The 19,582-nt window shown below is 71.8% G+C and carries 17 protein-coding genes; 6 read left to right on the plus strand and 11 right to left on the minus strand.

All coding sequences use genetic code 11. From position 1 onward, the window contains the following. Positions 1–4: 4 nt before the first annotated feature. The 6 genes from OG937_17715 to OG937_17740 form a co-directional block, all read right to left on the minus strand. On the minus strand, positions 5–718 hold the full coding sequence (locus OG937_17715) for an ABC transporter permease (protein ID WUD73384.1): 714 nt from the start codon (positions 716–718) through the stop codon (positions 5–7). After that, on the minus strand, positions 715–1,629 hold the full coding sequence (locus OG937_17720) for an ABC transporter ATP-binding protein (protein WUD73385.1): 915 nt from the start codon (positions 1,627–1,629) through the stop codon (positions 715–717). Before OG937_17720 ends, OG937_17715 begins: the two co-directional genes overlap by 4 nt. Before the next feature lie 136 nt (positions 1,630–1,765). Beyond that, entirely contained in the window at positions 1,766–3,874 is a 2,109-nt protein-coding gene (locus OG937_17725; GenBank protein ID WUD73386.1) for a hypothetical protein, read from the minus strand. Between the two features lie 194 nt (positions 3,875–4,068). After that, positions 4,069–4,425: a DUF6113 family protein gene (locus OG937_17730; protein ID WUD73387.1), complete on the minus strand. Its 357-nt coding sequence runs from the start codon at positions 4,423–4,425 to the stop codon at positions 4,069–4,071. Continuing rightward, on the minus strand, positions 4,422–5,315 hold the full coding sequence (gene mshB / locus OG937_17735; GenBank protein WUD73388.1) for an N-acetyl-1-D-myo-inositol-2-amino-2-deoxy-alpha-D-glucopyranoside deacetylase: 894 nt from the start codon (positions 5,313–5,315) through the stop codon (positions 4,422–4,424). Before mshB ends, OG937_17730 begins: the two co-directional genes overlap by 4 nt. Positions 5,316–5,365: 50 nt before the next feature. Beyond that, on the minus strand, positions 5,366–5,560 hold the full coding sequence (locus OG937_17740) for a hypothetical protein (protein ID WUD73389.1): 195 nt from the start codon (positions 5,558–5,560) through the stop codon (positions 5,366–5,368). Between the two features lie 188 nt (positions 5,561–5,748). Between OG937_17740 and OG937_17745 the strand changes: the two genes are divergently transcribed. Further along, positions 5,749–7,881 (plus strand): prolyl oligopeptidase family serine peptidase, encoded by a 2,133-nt coding sequence (locus tag OG937_17745; protein ID WUD73390.1) that lies wholly within the window; start codon positions 5,749–5,751, stop codon positions 7,879–7,881. Here the strand turns inward: OG937_17745 and OG937_17750 are convergent. Then, complete coding sequence (locus OG937_17750; protein ID WUD73391.1) at positions 7,878–8,891, minus strand: hypothetical protein; 1,014 nt, start codon at positions 8,889–8,891, stop codon at positions 7,878–7,880. The two genes, OG937_17745 and OG937_17750, sit on opposite strands and share 4 nt — an antisense overlap. Before the next feature lie 435 nt (positions 8,892–9,326). Between OG937_17750 and OG937_17755 the strand changes: the two genes are divergently transcribed. The 5 genes from OG937_17755 to OG937_17775 all read left to right on the plus strand — a co-directional run bounded on the left by OG937_17755 (position 9,327) and on the right by OG937_17775 (position 15,516). Next, entirely contained in the window at positions 9,327–10,355 is a 1,029-nt protein-coding gene (locus OG937_17755; GenBank protein ID WUD78794.1) for an ABC transporter permease, read from the plus strand. An 86-nt stretch (positions 10,356–10,441) separates the two neighbouring features. Beyond that, positions 10,442–12,223 (plus strand): ABC transporter substrate-binding protein, encoded by a 1,782-nt coding sequence (locus OG937_17760; GenBank protein ID WUD73392.1) that lies wholly within the window; start codon positions 10,442–10,444, stop codon positions 12,221–12,223. 80 nt (positions 12,224–12,303) lie between these two features. Further along, complete coding sequence (locus OG937_17765; GenBank protein ID WUD73393.1) at positions 12,304–13,281, plus strand: ABC transporter permease; 978 nt, start codon at positions 12,304–12,306, stop codon at positions 13,279–13,281. A 37-nt stretch (positions 13,282–13,318) separates the two neighbouring features. Further along, a complete protein-coding gene (locus OG937_17770) occupies positions 13,319–14,410 on the plus strand; it encodes an ABC transporter ATP-binding protein (protein ID WUD73394.1) in 1,092 nt (363 codons plus the stop codon). Positions 14,411–14,445: 35 nt separating this feature from the next. Then, a complete protein-coding gene (locus OG937_17775) occupies positions 14,446–15,516 on the plus strand; it encodes a dipeptide ABC transporter ATP-binding protein (GenBank protein ID WUD78795.1) in 1,071 nt (356 codons plus the stop codon). A gap of 86 nt (positions 15,517–15,602) precedes the next feature. On the opposite strand, the gene OG937_17780 is transcribed toward OG937_17775, so the two are convergent. Genes OG937_17780 through OG937_17795 form a run of 4 tightly spaced genes read right to left on the minus strand, consistent with a single transcriptional unit; the run spans position 15,603 to position 19,578 of the window. Beyond that, a complete protein-coding gene (locus OG937_17780) occupies positions 15,603–16,652 on the minus strand; it encodes a dipeptide ABC transporter ATP-binding protein (protein WUD73395.1) in 1,050 nt (349 codons plus the stop codon). Further along, positions 16,636–17,661: an ABC transporter ATP-binding protein gene (locus OG937_17785; GenBank protein WUD73396.1), complete on the minus strand. Its 1,026-nt coding sequence runs from the start codon at positions 17,659–17,661 to the stop codon at positions 16,636–16,638. Before OG937_17785 ends, OG937_17780 begins: the two co-directional genes overlap by 17 nt. Further along, positions 17,661–18,662, minus strand: a complete 1,002-nt coding sequence (locus tag OG937_17790) for an ABC transporter permease (protein WUD73397.1) — start codon at positions 18,660–18,662, stop codon at positions 17,661–17,663. Before OG937_17790 ends, OG937_17785 begins: the two co-directional genes overlap by 1 nt. Then, positions 18,655–19,578 carry an ABC transporter permease gene (locus tag OG937_17795; protein WUD73398.1) on the minus strand — a complete coding sequence of 308 codons (924 nt, stop codon included), beginning with the start codon at positions 19,576–19,578 and terminating at the stop codon, positions 18,655–18,657. The genes OG937_17790 and OG937_17795 overlap by 8 nt, the downstream gene beginning before the upstream one ends. Between the last annotated feature and the right edge of the window lie 4 nt (positions 19,579–19,582).

Raw genomic sequence — 19,582 nt, forward strand, 5'->3', positions numbered from 1 at the left:
CCTCTCAGGCCTTCGCGGTGTCCTTGCGGTACATCCAAGCGGCTGTCCCGGCGAAGACCAGCCCGTAGACCACCAGTACGGCGACGTCCCGGGCGTGCGGGGCCTGGCCGAGTTCGACGGCCTGACCGAGCGCCGCGTACGGCCGGGCCGGCAGCAGGTTCGCGATGTCGCGCAGCCAGCCGGGGAAGGAGCTGAAGGGCATCCACAGGCCGCCGAGCAGCGCGAGCCCGAAGTAGGCGATCATCGCGATGGGGCGGGCGGTCTCCGCCGAGGCGACGTAGCCGATGGCCACGCCGAGCGCGGCGAAGACGAAGCTCCCCGCCCAGCTGGTGAGCAGTACCCCGGCCCACTGCCAGGCGGCCATCCGCACGCCCTTCACGGCGCCGCCGGCGAGCAGCACGAGCACGATCGAGGGCAGGCTGACCGTGGCCGCCGCGGCGATCTTCGCCAGGACGTAGCCGCGCCCGGGGAGGGCGGTGAGCCGCAGCTGGCGCACCCAGCCCTTGTCGCGCTCCCGGGCGATCCGCTCGGAGTTGCCCATGAGCACGGCGGTCATGGCGCCGAAGGCGCACATCGCGACCATGTAGTACGGCACCATCGCGGCCTTCTGGCCCGCCGTGAGGATCATGAAGAGCAGCACCGGGTACAGCACCGAGAAGAACATGAACCTGCGGTTGCGCAGGACGCGCAGGATCTCCAGCCGGGCCAGCGTCCTCATCGCGCCGCCACCTCCTCCTCGGACTCCTTGGACGACTCCGTGATGGCCAGGAAGGCCTGCTCCAGGCCGAGCCCGGCGACCTCCAGGTGCCGGGGGTAGAGCCCGGCCGCGTAGACCGCGTGCACCGTCGCGTCGGCGTCCGTGGAACGGATGCGCACCGTGCGCCCGGTGATCTCCACGTCCGTGACCCGTGGCAGGGCCCGCAGGGCGGGCTCGTCCGGCGGGGTGTCCAGGTCGAAGACGATACGCCGGGCCCCGGCCCGCGCCTTGATCTCGGCGGCGGTGCCGTCGGCCACCAGCCGCCCGCCCTGCAGGACGAGCACCCGGTCGGCGACGGCGTCCGCCTCCTCCAGGTAGTGGGTCGCGAAGAGCACCGCGCGGCCCTGCTTCACCTGGCCGCGCATGGCCTCCCAGAAGGCCTGCCGGGCGGAGACGTCCATGCCGGTGGTCGGCTCGTCGAGGACCAGCAGGTCGCTCGCGCCCGCCGTGGCCAGGGCGAAGCGCACGCGCTGCTCCTGGCCGCCGGAGAGCTTGTCGACCTTGCGGTCGCCGATGGACTCCAGCCCGGCGGCCGCCATCACCTCGGCGACGGGGTGGGCCCGCGGGTGCAGGTCGCAGGCGAGCCGTACCAGTTCGCGCACGGTGACCTCCTCCATGAGGCCGCCGCTCTGCAGCACGGCCCCGACCCGGCCCTCGGTGATCGCCCGGCGCGGGGTGGTCCCGAAGACCTCGACGGTGCCGGAGTCGGGCGTGCGCAGCCCCAGCAGCAGGTCAAGGGTGGTCGACTTGCCGGCGCCGTTGGGGCCCAGCAGGGCGACGGTCTCACCCGGGTGGAGGGTCAGGCTCAGGTCGTCGACGGCCCGGACCTGACCGAAGCTCTTGCTCACGTGCGTGAACACTGTTGCGGTCATGGCAGCAGCGTCGCCTACGGCGCGGTCCGCGCGGCAGTGCCGGGCGTCCTGTCCCGCGGATGACAGATGTCATGGGTGTGGCCCCGGTACGGGTACCGGGGCCACACCCTTGACGCGTGGATCGGGCGACCGGGGGTCAGGACGTGCCCTCGATGGTCACCGTCTTCTTGGCGGTGTCGGTGGTCTGCAGCGCGGGCAGCATCGCGGAGGCGACGTCCTCCGGGGTGACGGCGGTCTTGCTGCCGTCCCCGCGCTCGACCAGGACACCGTCGAAGGCGCCGCCGTACAGGCCCTGGAGCACCTTGCGGTCGATGTACGGCGTCAGGTTGCCGTCCTGGTCCGGCACCATCGTGAGGATCTTCGACAGCGAGTTCTGCGGGCTGAACGGGACGGGATCCGCGGCGCCCGCACGGACCATGACGAACCCGGACATGGCCGTCTTCCCGAAGCCGTTGACGGCCTTGTCGAGCGCCTCCTGGGTCACCTTGGGCTGGACGGTGGTGACCTTCAGGCTGACCGCGCCGGCCTTGCCGGTGGCGACCTGCGTGGCGTAGGCGGCGGTGACGGTGTCGATCGAGGCGGCCACGTCCACGCCCTCGTGGGGCTTGCCGGGGACGGCGACGGCCTTGCCCTTCACGAACTTGACCATGCCCTCGGAGCCCGAGCCGCCGAGCCCCTGGGAGAGCTTCTCCAACTGGGCGCGGAGCTTCTCGCTGTCCGTGGTCAGCACGGGCTCGGCCGCGCGCGAGCCGCCGAACAGCGAGCCGATGACGGTGACCGGGTTGTAGTCGCGATGCGCCACGTTGCGGACGGTCGCGTCGGTGTCGAGGACGAGACCGGCGGTCGCGGGCTTCAGCGACGTGCGCTGGTCGCCGACGGTGACGGTGATCGGCGCGTTCTTGCGGGAGCCGAGCGCCTGGTCGAGGACCGCGACGGCCTGGTCCTTGGTCTTCCCGCCGATCCCGACGCCGTAGACGGTCGTGCCGGCCGGGACGTCGGAGTGGTCCATCAGCAGTCCCGCGCCGTAGGCGATGCCCAGCACGCCCAGCACGCCGACGCCCGCCAGTATGAGCTTGGAGCGGCCCTTGGCCTCGGGCTGCGCCGCGCTCTGACGGCCGGCGGGCGGGGCCGGCCGGGTGGCGGACGGTCCCGCGGGGGGAACCGCCGGGATGCCGCTGACGACGGTGTCGCCGGACATCCGGTCGGCCGCGGAGGACGGGAACGGCGTGGGGAACGGCGGCCGGCCGGCGGCGGGGCCCGCCGGGGGCACCCGCATCTCCCCGGTGACCGGGCCCGTGGTGGGGCCGGCCGGCGGGTGCTGCCCCGGGAAGGGCGTGCCTGCTCCGGGACCGGCGGGCCCCGCGCCGGGGCCGCCGGGGAACGGGCGCGGTGCAGGCGCGGGGCGTCCGGGACCCGCGGGGCCCCCAGGGCCGCCGGGACCACCGGGACCGCCCGGGCCACCCGGGCCACCCGGGCCGCCCGGCATCACGGGGCCACCGGGACCCGCGGGGCCACCGGGGCCACCCGGCGCCACCGGACCGCCGGGACCGGCCGGGCCGACCGCGCCGTCGTTCAGGTACGGGATGCCACCGCGTCGCGGGCCGCCGGGGGCGGCGCCCGGTCCGGGGACCGGTCCGCGCTCCATGGGGCCGGGCTGGGCGGGGATGTCGCCGAGCTGCATCGGCTGGGTGACCTCGGGCGCGGAGAACCCCTGCGTCGCCTCGGGACCGGGCGCCGGGCCCGGCCCCGGGCCGGCCTCGGGCCTGGGCGCTGCCTTCCGCGGCGCGAACCAGTCGCTGGCCGGCTTCTCGCCCTTCGGCGCCGGAGCCGGCTCCACGGCGGGTTCCGGCGCGGGCGCCGGAACGCCCTGACCGGCCCCGGTGCCGCCGCCGACGGTCCAGCCCGTGGGCAGCGGGGCCGACTCGGCCTCGGGGGCGGCCGGGGCGGACCCGGCGGGCGCCCCGCCCTCCGCGCCGCCCTCGACGGGCGTGCGGACGACGACCGGCGGGATCGGCCGGGACCCGGGGATGTTGATGCGCACCCGGGTGGTCAACGTGGTCTCGGTCTTGGTCTCCTCCGCGGCGGGAGCCGCAGCGGGCTCCCCGGTCGCGGCCCCGTCGCGCGGGTCCTCCTGCGGATGCAGCGACGGAAACGGTCGGGTTCCGTACGGCGGGGTACCCGAGGGGTACGCGGCTCCGCCCCGGCCCTGGGGGCCGGGGGACGGACGATCAGTTTCACGACTCAAAGCAGGCTCTCCCGGTTCGCTTCGCCACCCGTCACGGCCTTTCCGCGGGCGGCCCGGCGGCGCGCACCACCATACTGGGCGCCGCGTCGGAGCCGCCTGCCCGCCGGATGGAGACCGCCCTGATCAAAGGGGTTTATGTGACGTCAACCGCCAAAACGGGCGACGCTCGCTCCGTAACGGACGCAACGTGGCGCCTATGGTGCCTCAAGTGATCCACCGGCGGGAGGACGGGGTTGCACAAGCGTGGCCGACATCACGCCGGCCATCGCTCCGCCCAACAGGTAGACGTACGGACTGATTCCGTTGGCGAACAGGAAATCACCCTCCGGGCGGGCGGAGCTCAGCAGCATCACGGTGATCAGCCACACCGCCGCCGGCACCACGGCGCCCAGCCGCGTGCCGGTCAGCCGGGCGCCGCCGTGGAAGAGCGCCGCGCTCCCGGCGAGAGCGAGCAGCAACCCGCCCGGGAACCAGGCGGCCTGGACCAGCGACCCCGCGACGGCGACCAGCACGCCCAGGACCGCGAGCAACGGGTAGGCGGCGCGCCTCATGCCCCGGTCCCCGCGAACAGATCGTCCTCCAGGCTCCCGGCCGGCGCGGGCACGCCCTTGACCAGACGGTAGAACTCGGCGCCGAACAGGGGCTGTCCGAGGTCGTTGGAGAGCGCGAAGAACGGGCCGTCCACCGCGATCTGGGTGACGTGGGCCTTCATCGCCGCGGCCTTCTGCCCGGCGTAGCGGGCCTCCACGTCGATGGCGGCGGTCACCAGACCGTCGTCCACCACGCCCGGGACGTCGTCTGCGGTCGCGATGCCCTCGAAGGGGATCTGCCGGCCGGCACCGCGCAGCCGGGCGAAGCCCTCCTCGACCACGTGGCGCGGGATGCAGTTCCAGTAGATCTTGGCGATGGAGTGCGGGCCGCCGAGGTCACGCCGGTAGGCCGGCTCCGCGGCCAGTTCGGCGGCGCGCATGGCGACCCGGTGCGCCTTGATGTGGTCGGGGTGGCCGTAGCCGCCGTCGGGGTCGTAGGTGACCAGGACCTGCGGACGGACCTCGCGGATCACCTCCACGAGGTACGAGGACGCGAGGTCGAGGTCCGCCTGCCAGAAGCTCTCCGGCCGGTCGTTCTGCGGCACGCCCATCATCCCGGAGTCCCGGAAGCGGCCGGGGCCGCCCAGGAAACGGTGGTCGGTGACGCCGAGCTGCGCCATGGCCTCGGCGAGTTCACCGGTCCGGTGCGCGCCGAGGGTGTCGTCGCGATCGGGGGCCAGGTGCGCCAGCTCGGGCGGGATGACCTCGCCCTCCTCGCCGAGGGTGCACGTCACCAGCGTGACGAGCGCGCCCTCGGCGGCGTACTTGGCCATGGTGGCGCCGTTGTTGATCGACTCGTCGTCGGGATGCGCGTGGACGAGCAGCAGTCGGCGGGCGGGCGGTGCGGTCATGAGGAGAGCCTAGGGCAGGCCCCGCGGCTCACCAGGGGGAAGCCACGGGCTCAGAACTTGAAGTCGCCGATCATGCCCGCGACGTTGCTGGTGAGGTCCCGGATCGTCGGCGCGATGGAGGAACTCGCCAGGTAGAACCCGAGCAGTACGCAGACCACCGCGTGCCCCGCCTTCAAACCGGCTTTCCTGACCAGCAGGAAGACGACGATCAGCAGCAGCAGCACCGCCGAAATCGAAAGTGCCACAGCGGCACACCTCCAGGGCCTCAGAGTCCGACAGCACTTGCCAACCGGTTGTTACCCACTCTCGGCAGTGGATCATAACTTTGTGGCGCACCGCATAGCTCGTCGCACGGGAGCACGCGGGGGCGCATGGCCGGATCTCGTGGTTGGCGTGCGCCGGGCTCACCGGCGGGCGGTGACACACTCCCCCCATGACGCAAGCGCTCTCGTTCCCGCGGCAGTACGCCCGCACGCAGCGGTTCTCGCTCGGCGCCCCGCGCGCCTTCACCGTGTCGCCGGACGGCGGCCGGATCGTCTTCCTGCGCTCCCGTTTCGGGACCGACCGCTCGCACCTGCTGTGGGTGCTGGACCCGCAGTCCGGCGCCGAACGGGTCGCGGCGGACCCCGGGGTGCTGCTGTCCGGCGCGGCGGAGGAACTGTCGCCGCAGGAGAGGGCGCGCCGGGAGCGCAGCCGGGAGGGTTCGGCCGGAATCGTCGGCTACGCGACCGACGACGCGGTGGAGCTGGCCGCGTTCGCCTTGTCCGGAAGGCTCTTCACGGCGGAGCTGCGGGCCGGCACGGCCCGGGAGATCGCCGTGCCGGGCCCCGTGGTGGACCCGCGTCCGTCGCCGGACGGCCGCCGGGTGGCCTACGTGGCGGACGGTGCGCTGCGCGTGGTGGACGCCGACGGCGGCGGGGACCGGGCGCTGGCCGAGCCCGAGGGCCCGGACGTCGGCTACGGACTGGCGGAGTTCATCGCCGCCGAGGAGATGTCCCGCAGCCGCGGCTACTGGTGGGCCCCGGACGGTGCCTCCGTGCTGGCGGCCCGGGTGGACGCGTCCCCGGTCCGCCGCTGGTGGATCGCCGACCCCGCGAACCCCGCGCAGCCGCCCGCCGAGGTGGCCTACCCCGCCGCCGGCACCCCGAACGCCGAGGTCACGCTGGTCCTGCTGACGCTGGACGGGGCGGCGACGCCGGTGGAGTGGGACCGCGAGCGCCATCCGTACCTCGCACAGGTGCACTGGTCGGCGGCGGGCCCGCCGCTGCTGCTGGTCCAGACCCGGGACCAGCGCGAGCAGCTGTACCTGACGGTGGACACCGCCACCGGCGGCACCCGGGAGGTGCACCGGGACAGCGATGAAATCTGGCTTGATCTTTTCCCCGGGGTGCCCGCCTGGATGCCCGGCGAGCGCCTCGTGCGCATCTCCGACGAGAACGGCTCGCGAGCGCTGTTCGTCGGTGAACAGCCGTGGACGGGACCGGAGTTGCACGTGCGTGCGGTGCTCGGGACGGACGGCGACGGCGTCCTGCTGTCGGCCTCGGCGGGGCACGGCGCCAAGGACCCGGAGATCGGCGAGATCCATGTGTACCGCGCCGACGGAGGCCCCGCCGGAGCGGTCCGGCTGAGCGGTGCGCCGGGCGTGCACTCCGCGGTGCGCGCCGGGGCCGTGACGGTGCTGTCGTCCGCGTCGCTGGAGTCGGCCGCCACGACCGTCCGGGTGCTGCGGGACGGCGAGCGGGTGGCGGAGATCGCCTCGCACGCCGAGATCCCGGTCCTCACCGCGCGCCCGGTGCTCGTCAGTGCCGGCGAGCGCGGCGTCCCGGCGGCGGTGCTGCTCCCCTCGGGGCACCGGGAGGGCGACGGACCCCTGCCGGTGCTGATGGACCCGTACGGCGGGCCGCACGGCCAGATGGTGGTGAGCGCCCAGCGCGGCTACCTGCAGGCGCAGTGGCTGGCCGACCAGGGCTTCGCGGTGGTCGTCGCGGACGGCCGGGGCACCCCCGGGCACTCCCCCGCCTGGGAGAAGGCGATCGCCGGCGACTTCGCGGGCGTCACGCTCGACGACCAGGTCCACGTGCTGCACGCCCTGGCCGGCCACTACCCCCTGGACCTCACCCGGGTGGGCATCCGCGGCTGGTCGTACGGCGGGTACCTGGCGGCGCTCGCCGTGCTGCGCCGCCCGGACGTCTTCCACGCCGCGGTGGCGGGCGCGCCGGTCACCGACTGGCGGCTGTACGACACGCACTACACCGAGCGCTACCTCGGCCACCCCGAGGAGCGGCCGGCGGTGTACGCCGCCAACTCCCTGGTCACCGACGCCGGTCTGGCGGACCCGGCGGACGAGGTCCGGCCGCTGATGATCATCCACGGCCTCGCCGACGACAACGTGGTGGCCGCGCACACCCTGCGGCTGTCCTCCGCGCTGCTGGCCGCGGGCCGCCCGCACGAGGTGCTCCCGCTGTCCGGGGTCACGCACATGACGCCGCAGGAGGAGGTCGCCGAGAACCTGCTCCTGCTCCAGGTCGCGTTCCTGAAGCGTTCCCTGGGCGTCGCGGGAGGTTAGGGCGGGTCCTGCAGGTACGCCGCCCGCGCCTCGGAGGCGGGGCCGGGCGGCGGCTGCGGGTAGGAGCCGAAGACGGGGAGGACGGCGGTCTGCTCGTACAGCGGCATGGACAGGTTGTCCGCTGCCGTGGGGACCTCCGCCTCCACGTACGGGTCGCCGCCCGGCACGCCCACCGCCGCCAGGTCGCCGGGGACGAGCAGCAGCGTCACCACCAGCGCGGCGCCCACCGCGAAGGCGGCGGCGAAGTCGTCGGCGCCCGGGGCGTCGATCCGTGAGGTGCCGATCACCGGGACCGCGGTCACGGCGAGCAGTCCGGCCACACAGATGCCCAGCGGCCGGGCGAACGGGGCCCGTACGAACGCGGCGAGGCCCGCGGCCGCGGCCAGGCCGGCCGTCGCCCAGACCAGCCACTCGTAGGGCGCCCCCAGTTGGGAGTCCACCAGGTAGCCGCCGCCCGCGGTGCGCCAGAAGAACCCCGGCGGCAGCGGCGCCGCCGGGTCGGACCGCCGGGAGAACTCCAGGACGCCGGCGATGAGCGCCACCACGAGCAGCAGCATCCCCGCCAGCACGCCCGCCGCGGGCCGCGGCGGGGCGGGCGCGTCCTCGCCGGTGCGCCGTACGACGACGAGCAGCACGAGGGCACCGGCGATCTGCCCGCCCGCGGTCACCAGCAGGGCTCCCTGCAGCCCGGGCGGGCTGCCGCCCGAGGAGGGGGCCAGGAGGTACGCCGTGGGGGTGCGCAGCGCCAGGGTGAGCACCGCGGCCGCCCCGAGGACCCCGACGCCGCCGGGCTTGAGGGACGCGACCGCGGCGGCCACGTAGAGCCCGAGGAGCAGCAGGTCCACGGTGGAGGTCACCAACGGCGCCCCTCCGACGGGTACCGCAAGACCCGCCCACACCCTGACGGCGCCCTCCGCCCGGAACTGCACGAGGTCCTGGCCCAGCCAGGCCGCCTCGGCGGCCCCCAGGGCGGCACAGACCATTCCTCCGAGCCGATACGCCTGCCGCATGGCCACCTCCCCGGCCCCTCCGGCAGCACTGTCGTTTGGCCTTCCGAGGGGATACGTACCGGGCCGGTCCAGCGTTCACCGCGGACGTACGGCGGCCGGCCGGGGCGATGCGTGATCACCCCGGCCGGCCCACGGCACCCGCACGGCCGTACGCTGCTCAGCGTGGCGCGTCCGTATATCGGTGATGCGTCGATCAAGTTGCCTGCGTGTAAAAGAATTTCATCCTGAATCCTCCGCATTCGCGGGTGGACCGCGGAAGCTGTCAAGCACGCGTTCACGACGATATCCAAAACCTTGCCCCAAGATAACGGCGATCTCGTCTTCTGATCGCTTCACCCCCTTGACTGGCCGCCAAATCCATTGCCCAATACCGGCTAGCTAGCCACGGGCGTACACATGCGCCACCAAAACTCTTTGGTGCGGGGGCAGATGACCATGTCCAGTCCGAGCACGGCCGCGAACCGGCCGGAACCCGTTCCGGCAGAGGCGCCCGCCCCCGTCGAGGGCACCGGCAAGGAACCCTCCGAACTCGTGGGGCGCTCCCCGGGCCGGCTCGCCTGGCTGCGCTTCCGCCGCGACCGCACCGGAATGGTCTGCGCCGGCGTCGTGCTCTTCTACCTCGTCGTGGCGCTGGCCGCGCCGCTGATCTCCAAGGTGTACGGCAAGAACCCCTACGAGCTGTACGGCCAGGACCTGGGCCTGCTCAACAGCTACGGGATCCCGCTCAAGCCCAACGGCGGCATCGACGGCGACTTCTGGTTCGGGCTCGAACCCCAACTCGGCCGGGACGTGTTCACCCTGCTCATCTACGGGATCCGCACCTCGCTGGGCATCGCACTCGCCGTGACCACGGTCTCCGTCGTCGTCGGCGTGCTCATCGGGCTCGTCCAGGGGTATCTCGGCGGGCGCACCGACTACTTCATGGGCCGGTTCTCGGACCTGATGCTGTCCTTCCCGCAGCAGTTGTTCTTCATCGCCTTCACGCCGGTGATCGTGGCCCTCTTCGTCTCCCCGCGCGACGAGGAGCCGACCTACGTGCGCATCGCGGCGCTGGTCGTCGTCCAGTTCGTCCTCGGCTGGATGAGCGTGGGCCGGCTGGTGCGCGCCCAGGTGCTGAGCCTGCGCGAGCGCGAGTTCATCGAGGCCGCGAGGATCAGCGGCGCCTCGTCGGCGCGGATCATCCGCAGGGAACTGCTGCCGAACATCTGGTCCACGATCCTGGTCCAGTCGACCCTGCTGCTCCCGGTGAACGTCACCGCCGAGGCGGGCCTTTCCTATCTCGGCGTCGGAATCCTGCCGCCCACCCCGGACTGGGGACTGATGTTCCAGCAGGCCGCGGCGTACTACGAATCCGACGTCACCTTCATGTTCTTCCCCGGCATCGCCATGGTGATTTTCGTGGTCGCCTTCAACCTGCTCGGGGATTCGGTCCGGGACGCACTCGACCCCAAGACCGTGCGCTAGGTGTCCAAGCCGCCGCGCCGGGCCCCTGTGGGGGGAGACCGGGCACGTCGGTATCCGCAGTTCGGTTCACTGACAGGCAGGGATCAATGAGAATTCGCAAGGCGCGTTACGCCTCCGCGTTCCTGGCGTTGGGGGCTCTGACACTGTCCGCCGCGTGCAGCAGCGGTGGCGGCGGCGGGACGGGCACCGGCGGCGGCGAGGGCAAGCAGGCCACCGTGCAGAACTTCGGCATCGGCACGGCCGCCGACTCCAAGGGCCCCGCCCCGGAGGTCCCGGGGGCCGCGAAGGGCGGCACGGCGTACGACCTCGACCAGGCGGGCTTCGACTACCTGGACCCCGGCCAGCAGTACGTCAGTGACCAGCTGTCGGTCCAGCTGCTCTACAACCGCTCGCTGACCGGCTACAAGATCGACGCCAAGACCGGCAAGACGATCCTCGTGGGCGACCTCGCCACCGACACCGGCAAGTCCTCCGACGGCGCGAAGACCTGGACCTTCACCCTCAAGGACGGCCTGAAGTTCGAGGACGGCACCCCGGTCACCTCCAAGGACGTCAAGTACGGCATCGAGCGGCTCTTCGCCGACTACCAGACCCAGGGCCCGCAGTACATCCAGAAGTGGCTCTACGGCGCCGACTACCGCAAGGCGTACACCGGCCCGTACGAGGGCAAGGAGATCCCTGCGGACAAGATCGACACCCCGGACGACAAGACCATCGTCTTCCACTTCCTGGAAGCCCACGCCGACACGCCCTACGCGGCCGCGATGCCCAACATCTCGCCGGTGCCCAAGGCCAAGGACGACAAGCAGAAGTACAACAACCACCCGGTCGCGACCGGCCCGTACAAGATCGCCAGCTACAAGCCGGGCAAGGAACTGGTCTTCGAACGCAACACCAACTGGGACCCGAAGACCGACCCGATCCGCAACGCCTACCCGGACGGCTGGAACTTCCAGCTCGGCATCGCCGAGCCGGGCCTGACCAACCGGCTCGCCGCCGAGGACGGCAACGACAAGTACGCGGTGAACCTGTCCGGCTCCTCCGACCCGTCGAAGATGCAGACCCTGACGACGGACGCGCAGTACAAGTCGCGGACGGTGAACCAGTACCAGCCGTACGTCGAGGTCATCAACATCAACACCAAGCGGATCACGGATCCGAAGATCCGCCAGGCGATCATGTACGCCTTCCCCATGACCCAGGTCCAGCAGGCCTTCGGCGGCGGCGCCCAGGGCGAGCTCGGCACCACCCTGATCAGCCCGACCGTGGCCGGCTGGAAGAAGTACGACCCCTTCGGCAAGCTCGACAAGCCCACCGGTGACATCGACAAGGCCAAGGAGCTGCTGAAGGAGGCCGGGGTCACCGGCAAGGTCAAGCTCTCCTACGCCTACTCCAACACCCCGCGCTGGCAGAACGTGTCGCTGACCATCGAGAAGGCCCTGGAGAAGGCCGGCTTCGACGTCCAGCGCAAGGCCATCGACCCGACCTCGTACTACACGGTCGTCGGCAAGCTCGACACCCCGTACGACATCTACCGCACCGGCTGGGGAGCCGACTGGCCCGCCTCCTCGACCGTGGTCCCGCCGACCATGGACGGCCGCAACCTCGCCGACGGCACCAACAACTACTCGTTCCTCAACGACGATCACGTCAACTCCGAGATCGACCGCATCCTGGCGATCACGGACATCAACAAGCAGAACGACGAGTTCCGGACCCTGTCCGAGTACGTGCTGAAGAACGACACGTCGCAGATCCCGTTCATCTTCGACAAGTACTTCAACATCCACGGCTCCGGCCTCGGCGGCGTCACCTACAACGAGGTCTACGGGACGATCAACCCCAACACGATCTTCGTCAAGCAGTAGTCCCCGCGCAGACACGCCGGTCCCGGCCTCTCCCCGGGCCGGGACCGGCGCCCCGACGGAACCGACGGAGAGCCTGACCCATGCTGCGTTTCCTGGTACGCCGTGTGCTGGGCGCGCTGGTCATCCTGCTGCTGATCAGCGCCATCACGTACTTCCTCTTCTTCTTCCTGCCGTCCGACCCGGCGCTGCTGTCCTGCGGCAAGAACTGCAGCCCGCAGAACGTGGCGCTGATCCGCAAGAACCTCGGCCTGGACCTGCCGATCTGGACCCAGTACTGGCACTTCATGGTCGGCGTCTTCGCCGGCCGCGACATGCCCATCGGTCACTGCCCGGCGCCGTGCTTCGGCTACTCCTTCGCCGACCAGCAGCTCGTCTGGGGCACCATCGCCGACCGCTACCCGACCACGCTGTCGCTGGCGATCGGCGGCGCCACCGTGTTCCTGTGCGTCGGCGTCGGCCTCGGGCTCGTCTCCGCCTGGCAGCAGGGCAAGGCCTTCGACCGGATCGCCAGCGGCATCTCGCTGGTCGGCAACTCCGTGCAGATCTACTTCCTCGGACCTATCGCCATCGGCCTGTTCGCCAGCAGCTGGCACGTGCTGGACCGCGGCCACGACCCCGACTGGTCGCACGACCCGTGGGGTTCGGTGCAGGGGCTGATCCTGCCCTGCCTGGTGATGTCGGTCATCTTCTGGTCCAACTACAGCCGTCAGACCCGCTCGCTGATGGTGGAGCAGCTGTCCGAGGACCACATCCGGGCGGCCCGCGCCAAGGGCATGTCCTCGCGGTACGTGTTCCTGCGCTACGCGCTGCGCGGCGCCGCCGCCTCCATCATCACCATCTTCGGCATCGACCTGACCGCGGTCCTCGGCGGGGCGATCATCACCGAGGTCACCTTCGGACTGCACGGGCTCGGCCTGCTGTCCGTGCAGGCCGTGCTCCGCAGCGACCTGCCGCTGGAGATGGCCGTGATGCTGATCGGCGCCACGATCATCGTCGTCTGCAACATCGTCGTCGACGCCGCCTACGCCCTCATCGACCCGCGGATCAGGCTTTCGTGAGCCGGAACGCTTGCCGGCACGCAGAGGAGAAGCACCGTTGAGCATCCTCACCAAGACCGAGGCGGGGCCGCCCGGCCCCGGGGACCCGACGCCGTCCGGGCCGTTCCTGTCGGTCCGTGACCTGTACGTGCAGTTCGCCACCGAGGACGGCGTGGTCAAGGCCGTCGACGGGCTCTCCTTCGACCTGGAGCGCGGCAGGACCCTGGGCATCGTCGGCGAGTCCGGCTCCGGCAAGTCGGTCACCAACCTGGCGGTCCTCGGTCTGCACAACCCCCGCAACACCACCATCCGCGGCGAGATCGTGCTGGACGGGCAGGAGCTGACGGGCGCCCCCGAACGGACCCTGGAACGGCTGCGCGGCCGGAAGATGGCGATGATCTTCCAGGACTCGCTGACCGCGCTCTCCCCGTACTACACGGTCGGCCGGCAGATCGCCGAGCCGTACAGGAAGCACATGGGCGCCTCGAAGAAGGCCGCCCGGGAGCGGGCGGTCGAGATGCTCGCCCGGGTGGGCATCCCGCAGCCGCGGCTGCGGGTGGACGACTTCCCGCACCAGTTCTCCGGGGGCATGCGGCAGCGCGCGATGATCGCGATGGCGCTGGTCTGCGACCCGGCGCTGGTCATCGCGGACGAGCCGACGACGGCCCTGGACGTCACCGTGCAGGCGCAGATCCTCGACCTGCTGAAGGACCTGCAGCGGGAGACGGGCACGGCGATCATCATCATCACCCACGACCTGGGCGTGGTGGCCAACACGGCGGACGACGTGATGGTGATGTACGCGGGGCGCTGCGTGGAGCGCGGCACCGTGCGCGAGATCCTGAAGACGCCCGAGCACCCCTACTCCTGGGGCCTGCTGGCCTCCATCCCACGACTGTCGGCGCCGGTGGACCTGCCCCTGTCCCCGATCCCCGGCACCCCGCCCAGCCTGCTCAACCCGCCCTCGGGGTGTCCCTTCCATCCGCGGTGCACCTTCACCGAGGAGGTCGGCGGCGGGCGCTGCGCCACCGAGCGGCCCGGCATCCCCGAGGGCGAGCGGCGCGGCTCCGCCTGCCACCTGGGCCAGGACCGGAAGCGGGAGATCTTCGCCGGGCAGATCCAGCCGCGGCTGGGCGGAGGTGCGCGGTGAGCGCCCCGCAGCAGGACGACGCGCCGAGGGAGACCATGAGCCCGCTGCTCGAAGTGACCGGACTGCGCAAGTACTTCCCCGTGCGGGGCGGCTTCCTGATCAAGCGCCACGTGGCGGACGTGCGGGCCGTCGACGGGATCGACCTCGCCATCGCCGAGGGCGAGAGCCTGGGCCTGGTCGGCGAGTCGGGCTGCGGCAAGTCCACCACCGGGCGGCTGGTGACCCGGCTGCTGGAGCCCACCGCGGGACGGATCGACTACCGGGGCCGGGACATCACGCACGCCTCGCGCAAGGAGCTGGCCCCGATCCGCTCCGAGATCCAGATGATCTTCCAGGACCCGTACGCCTCGCTCAACCCGCGGCAGACCGTCGGGCACATCGTGTCGGCACCGCTGGAGATCAACGGGATCAACCCGCCGGGCGGCCGCGAGAAGCGGGTGCGCGAGCTGCTGGAGACCGTGGGCCTCAACCCCGAGCACTACAACCGCTTCCCGCACGAGTTCTCCGGGGGGCAGCGGCAGCGCATCGGGGTGGCCCGGGCGCTGGCGCTGGAGCCCAAGCTCATCGTGGCGGACGAGCCGGTGTCGGCGCTGGACGTGTCGATCCAGGCCCAGGTGGTCAACCTGCTGCAGCGTCTGCAGCGGGAACTGGGGATCGCCTTCCTCTTCATCGCCCACGACCTCGCGGTGGTGCGGCACTTCTCGCAGCGCGTGGCCGTGATGTACCTCGGGCGGATCGTGGAGGTCGGCGACCGCCGGGACATCTACGAACGGCCCCGCCACCCGTACACCCACGCCCTGCTGTCCGCCTCGCCCGAGCCGGACCCGGACGAGCGGGAGGCGAACGAGCGGATCCGGCTCGCCGGCGACGTGCCCTCGCCCGTCTCCCCGCCGTCCGGCTGCCGCTTCCGCACGCGCTGCTGGAAGGCGCAGGACAAGTGCGCGACCGAGGAACCGCCCCTGGTACGCCTGGAGGGGAACCGGGAGGGGCACCTGAGCGCGTGCCACTTCCCCGAGGAACCGACGACCGCGGCACGCGGCGAGGACGTCGTCCTCGACCCCGCGCTCGCCGCGGCCGAGGAGACGCCCGCCGACAGGACCCTTTGACCCGGGCCGACAGACGTCTCCGTTCGGAGCCCCGACCCGCGCCCACACCCCTGCACCACCGGGCGCGGGCGGTGCTTTTCCGTGGCTCACTCGCCCGGCGGCTCGGGCGGCACCACCGTCTTCTCCTCGGCGAAGTGGCAGGCGCTGTCGTGCGCCGCCGGGGAGTCCACACCGCGGAACACCGCGGGCACCGCCAGTGCCGGCACCTCCAGCGTGCAGCGTTCCTGCGCCTTCCAGCAGCGGGTGCGGAAGCGGCAGCCGGACGGCGGGTTGGCCGGCGACGGGACGTCACCGCTCAGGATGATGCGCTCGCGGTGCTCGCGCGCCCCGGGGTCGGGCACCGGCACCGCCGACAGCAGCGCCTGGGTGTACGGGTGGGTCGGGTGGTCGTAGATCTGGGTGCCGTCGCCGGTCTCGATGATCCGCCCGAGGTACATCACCGCCACCCGGTCCGAGATGTGCCGGACGATCGACAGGTCATGCGCGATGAAGATGTAGGAGAGGTCGAACTCGTCCTGCAGCTTCTCCATCAGGTTGACGACCTGCGCCTGCACCGAGACGTCCAGCGCCGAGACCGGCTCGTCGGCGACGATCACCTCGGGCCGCAGCGCCAGCCCGCGGGCGATGCCGATGCGCTGCCGCTGGCCGCCGGAGAACTGGTGCGGATAGCGGTTGAGGTGCTCCGGGTTGAGGCCGACGACGTCCAGCAGCTCCTGCACCCGGCGGCGCCGGTCGCCCTTCGGGGCCACCTCGGGGTGGATCTGGTACGGCTCGCCGACGATGTCGCCGACCGTCATCCGCGGATTGAGCGAGGTGTACGGGTCCTGGAAGACCATCTGGATGTTCCGGCGCACGGCCTTCAGGGCCCGTCCCGACAGCTTGGTGATGTCCTGCCCCTTGTACAGGATCTGCCCCCGGGTGGCCCGCTCCAGGTGGACCAGCAGCCGGGCCACGGTGGACTTGCCGCACCCGGACTCGCCTACGACGCCCAGGGTCTCACCCCGGTACAGGTCGAGGTCGACGCCGTCGACCGCCTTCACCGCACCGATCTGCCGTTTGAAGAGGATCCCCTGGGTGAGCGGGAAGTGCTTGTACAGCCCGCGCACCTGGAGCACGGGCTCACCGCTGGTGCTCACCGAGGCACTCCCTCCAGAAGTGGCAGGCGCTGCCCCGCCGCGCGCTGATCCGGTACAGCTCCGGCTCGTCGGTGGCGCACACCTCCTGCGCCAGGGGGCAGCGCGGATGGAAGGCGCAGCCGGTGGGGATGCGCAGCAGGTTCGGGGGCAGGCCCTTGATCGCGTAGAGCTCCTGGCCCTTCTGGTCCAGGCGCGGGATCGAGTCCAGCAGGCCCTTGGTGTACGGGTGCGCGGGCCGTTTGTAGATCTCGTGGACCGGCGCGGTCTCCACGATCCGGCCCGCGTACATCACCGCGATGTGGTCGGCGACGTCGGCGACCACGCCGAGGTCGTGGGTGATGAGGATCAGGCCCATGCCGTACTCGCGCTGCAGTTCGGCCAGGAGCTCCATGACCTGTGCCTGCACGGTGACGTCCAGCGCGGTGGTGGGCTCGTCCGCGATGATCAGCTCCGGCTCCAGGGCCAGCGCCATCGCGATCATGATGCGCTGGCGCATGCCGCCGGAGAACTGGTGCGGGTACTGCCCGACGCGTTCGCGCGCCGCGGGGATCCGCACCCGGTCCATCAGCTCCACCGCCCTGGCCCGGGCGTCCTTGCGGGACATCCCCCGGTGGACCCGGAACATCTCGCCGAGCTGCTCGCCGACGGTCAGCACGGGGTTGAGGGCGGACAGCGCGTCCTGGAAGATCATCGCCATCCTGGCGCCGCGCACCTTGCGGCGCTCCTCGGCGCCCATGGTGAGCAGGTCCTCGCCGTGGAAGAGGATCTCGCCGCGGGTGACGAACCCGGGCGGCGAGTCGAGGATGCCCATGACGGCCTGCGCGGTCACCGACTTGCCGGAGCCGGACTCGCCGAGCACGGCGAGCGTCTGACGGGGGCGCACCGCGTAGGAGACCCCGTTGACGGCCCGCGCGACGCCGTCCCGGGTGCGGAACTCCACGTGCAGGTCGCGTACGTCGAGCAGGGGCGGCTCGTCCCGGGCCGCGGCGGTCATCGTTCCTCCGTCCATCAGCGCAGCTTGGGGTCGAGGGCGTCGCGCACCGCGTCACCGAGCATGATGAAGGCCAGCACCGTCACGCTCAGCGCCCCGGCCGGCCAGAGCAGCATGTGCGGTGCGTTGCGGATCTGGGTGGAGGCCTGGGAGATGTCGATGCCCCAGGAGACGGTGGGCGGTTTCAGCCCGACGCCGAGGTAGGACAGGGTGGCCTCCAGGGAGATGTACGTGCCGAGCGCGATGGTCGCCACGACGATGACGGGCGCGACGGCGTTGGGCGCGATGTGCCGCAGCAGCAGACGGGTGGTGCCGGCGCCGAGGGCGCGGGCGGCCTGGACGTAGTCGTTCTGCTTGGTGGTGATCACCGAGCCGCGGGCGATGCGGCCGATCTGCGGCCAGCCGAGCAGCACGATGAAGCCCACCACCGGCCAGACGGTGGTGCTGGTGACGACGGACAGGAAGACCAGGCCGCCGAGGACGATCGGGATGCCGAAGAAGATGTCGCTCACCCGGGACAGCACCGCGTCGGCCCAGCCGCCGTGGTAACCGGCGAGGCCGCCGAGCAGCGCGCCGAGCAGGGCCGCGCCGGCGGTGGCGCAGACGCCCACGGTGACCGAGGCGCGCGCCCCGTGGACGACCCGGGTGTAGACGTCGCACCCCTGGGTGTCGAAGCCGAAGGGGTGGCCGGGTGCGGAGCCCTTCTGGGAGTTGTCCAGGTTGCAGCTGAGCGGGTTGCCGGAGGCGATGAGCTGCGGCCACACGGAGATGACGACGAGGAAGAGGATCACCAGTGCGGCGAGCACGAAGACCGGGTTGCGCCGCAGGTCCCGCCAGGCGTCCGACCACAGGCTGCGCGGCCGGTCCGCCCCGGGGAGGGCGGCCGGGACGGGCGGTCCCGTGCCGGGGCCGGGCGCCCGCTCCAGGGTGCGTGCCTCGTCCTGCCCCAGGCCCATGGAGGCTCCCGTCCCGCCGGCCGGCTCCATGGCCTCGTCGGGGTGGTTGCGCGGCTCAGGCATAGCGGATCCTCGGGTCGAGGACGGCGTAGAGCAGGTCGACCAGCAGGTTCGCGAGGAGGAAGACGATGACCAGGATGGTCACGAAACCCACCACGGTGGCCGAGTCCAGCCGCAGGATGCCCTGGTAGAGCTGGTAGCCCACGCCGTGGATGTTGAAGATGCGCTCGGTGACGATGGCCCCGCCCATCAGTGCCCCGATGTCGGTGCCGATGAAGGTGACCACCGGGATGAGGGAGTTGCGCAGCAGGTGACGGGTGATCACCCGGCGGCGCGGCAGCCCCTTGGCGACGGCGGTCCTGACGTAGTCGGCGTGGACGTTCTCCACCACCGAGGTGCGGGTGAGCCGGGTGACGTAGGCCAGCGAGGTCAGGGCCAGCACGAGGGCCGGCACGATCAGTTCGTCGAACCGGGCCTCGGAGGAGACCGAGGGCGCGATGAGGTTCCACTTGACGCCGAGCAGGTACTGCAGCACGTAGCCGGTGACGAAGGTCGGCACGGAGATGACGACGAGGGTGCCGAGCAGCGTCGCGGTGTCCGCGGGACGGCCGCGGCGCAGTCCGGTGAGGACGCCGAGGGTGATGCCGATGACGATCTCGAAGAGGACGGCGAGGACCGTCAGCCGCAGCGTGACGGGGAGGGCGGTGGCCAGCAGCTCGGTGACCGGCTGGCCGTTCCACGCGACCCCGAAGTCGCCGCGGAAGATCTGCCCCATGTAGTGCAGGTACTGCTGCCACAGCGGGTGGTCCAGGTACAGGTCGTGGCGGATCTGCGCCGCCGTGGCGGGGTCGCAGGCGCGGTCCCCGCACCGGGCCTGGACCGGGTCGCCGAGCGCGAACACCATGACGAAGATCAGCACGGTGGTGCCGACGAAGACCGGGATCATCTGCAGCAGACGGCGGATGACGTACCGTCCCATGGGC

Origin of the sequence: Streptomyces sp. NBC_00510 (genome assembly GCA_036013505.1) — a bacterium.
GTDB lineage: Bacteria > Actinomycetota > Actinomycetes > Streptomycetales > Streptomycetaceae > Actinacidiphila.

What these genes read in the sequence shown, in the direction of transcription:
- OG937_17715 (WUD73384.1), bottom strand. Translation starts at nt 718, where the DNA reads ATGAGGACGCTGGCCCGGCTGGAGATCCTGCGCGTCCTGCGCAACCGC.
- OG937_17720 (WUD73385.1), bottom strand. Translation starts at nt 1,629, where the DNA reads ATGACCGCAACAGTGTTCACGCACGTGAGCAAGAGCTTCGGTCAGGTC.
- OG937_17730 (WUD73387.1), bottom strand. Translation starts at nt 4,425, where the DNA reads ATGAGGCGCGCCGCCTACCCGTTGCTCGCGGTCCTGGGCGTGCTGGTC.
- mshB (WUD73388.1), bottom strand. Translation starts at nt 5,315, where the DNA reads ATGACCGCACCGCCCGCCCGCCGACTGCTGCTCGTCCACGCGCATCCC.
- OG937_17745 (WUD73390.1), top strand. Translation starts at nt 5,749, where the DNA reads ATGACGCAAGCGCTCTCGTTCCCGCGGCAGTACGCCCGCACGCAGCGG.
- OG937_17750 (WUD73391.1), bottom strand. Translation starts at nt 8,891, where the DNA reads ATGCGGCAGGCGTATCGGCTCGGAGGAATGGTCTGTGCCGCCCTGGGG.
- OG937_17755 (WUD78794.1), top strand. Translation starts at nt 9,327, where the DNA reads ATGTCCAGTCCGAGCACGGCCGCGAACCGGCCGGAACCCGTTCCGGCA.
- OG937_17760 (WUD73392.1), top strand. Translation starts at nt 10,442, where the DNA reads ATGAGAATTCGCAAGGCGCGTTACGCCTCCGCGTTCCTGGCGTTGGGG.
- OG937_17765 (WUD73393.1), top strand. Translation starts at nt 12,304, where the DNA reads ATGCTGCGTTTCCTGGTACGCCGTGTGCTGGGCGCGCTGGTCATCCTG.
- OG937_17775 (WUD78795.1), top strand. Translation starts at nt 14,446, where the DNA reads ATGAGCCCGCTGCTCGAAGTGACCGGACTGCGCAAGTACTTCCCCGTG.
- OG937_17785 (WUD73396.1), bottom strand. Translation starts at nt 17,661, where the DNA reads ATGGACGGAGGAACGATGACCGCCGCGGCCCGGGACGAGCCGCCCCTG.
- OG937_17790 (WUD73397.1), bottom strand. Translation starts at nt 18,662, where the DNA reads ATGCCTGAGCCGCGCAACCACCCCGACGAGGCCATGGAGCCGGCCGGC.
- OG937_17795 (WUD73398.1), bottom strand. Translation starts at nt 19,578, where the DNA reads ATGGGACGGTACGTCATCCGCCGTCTGCTGCAGATGATCCCGGTCTTC.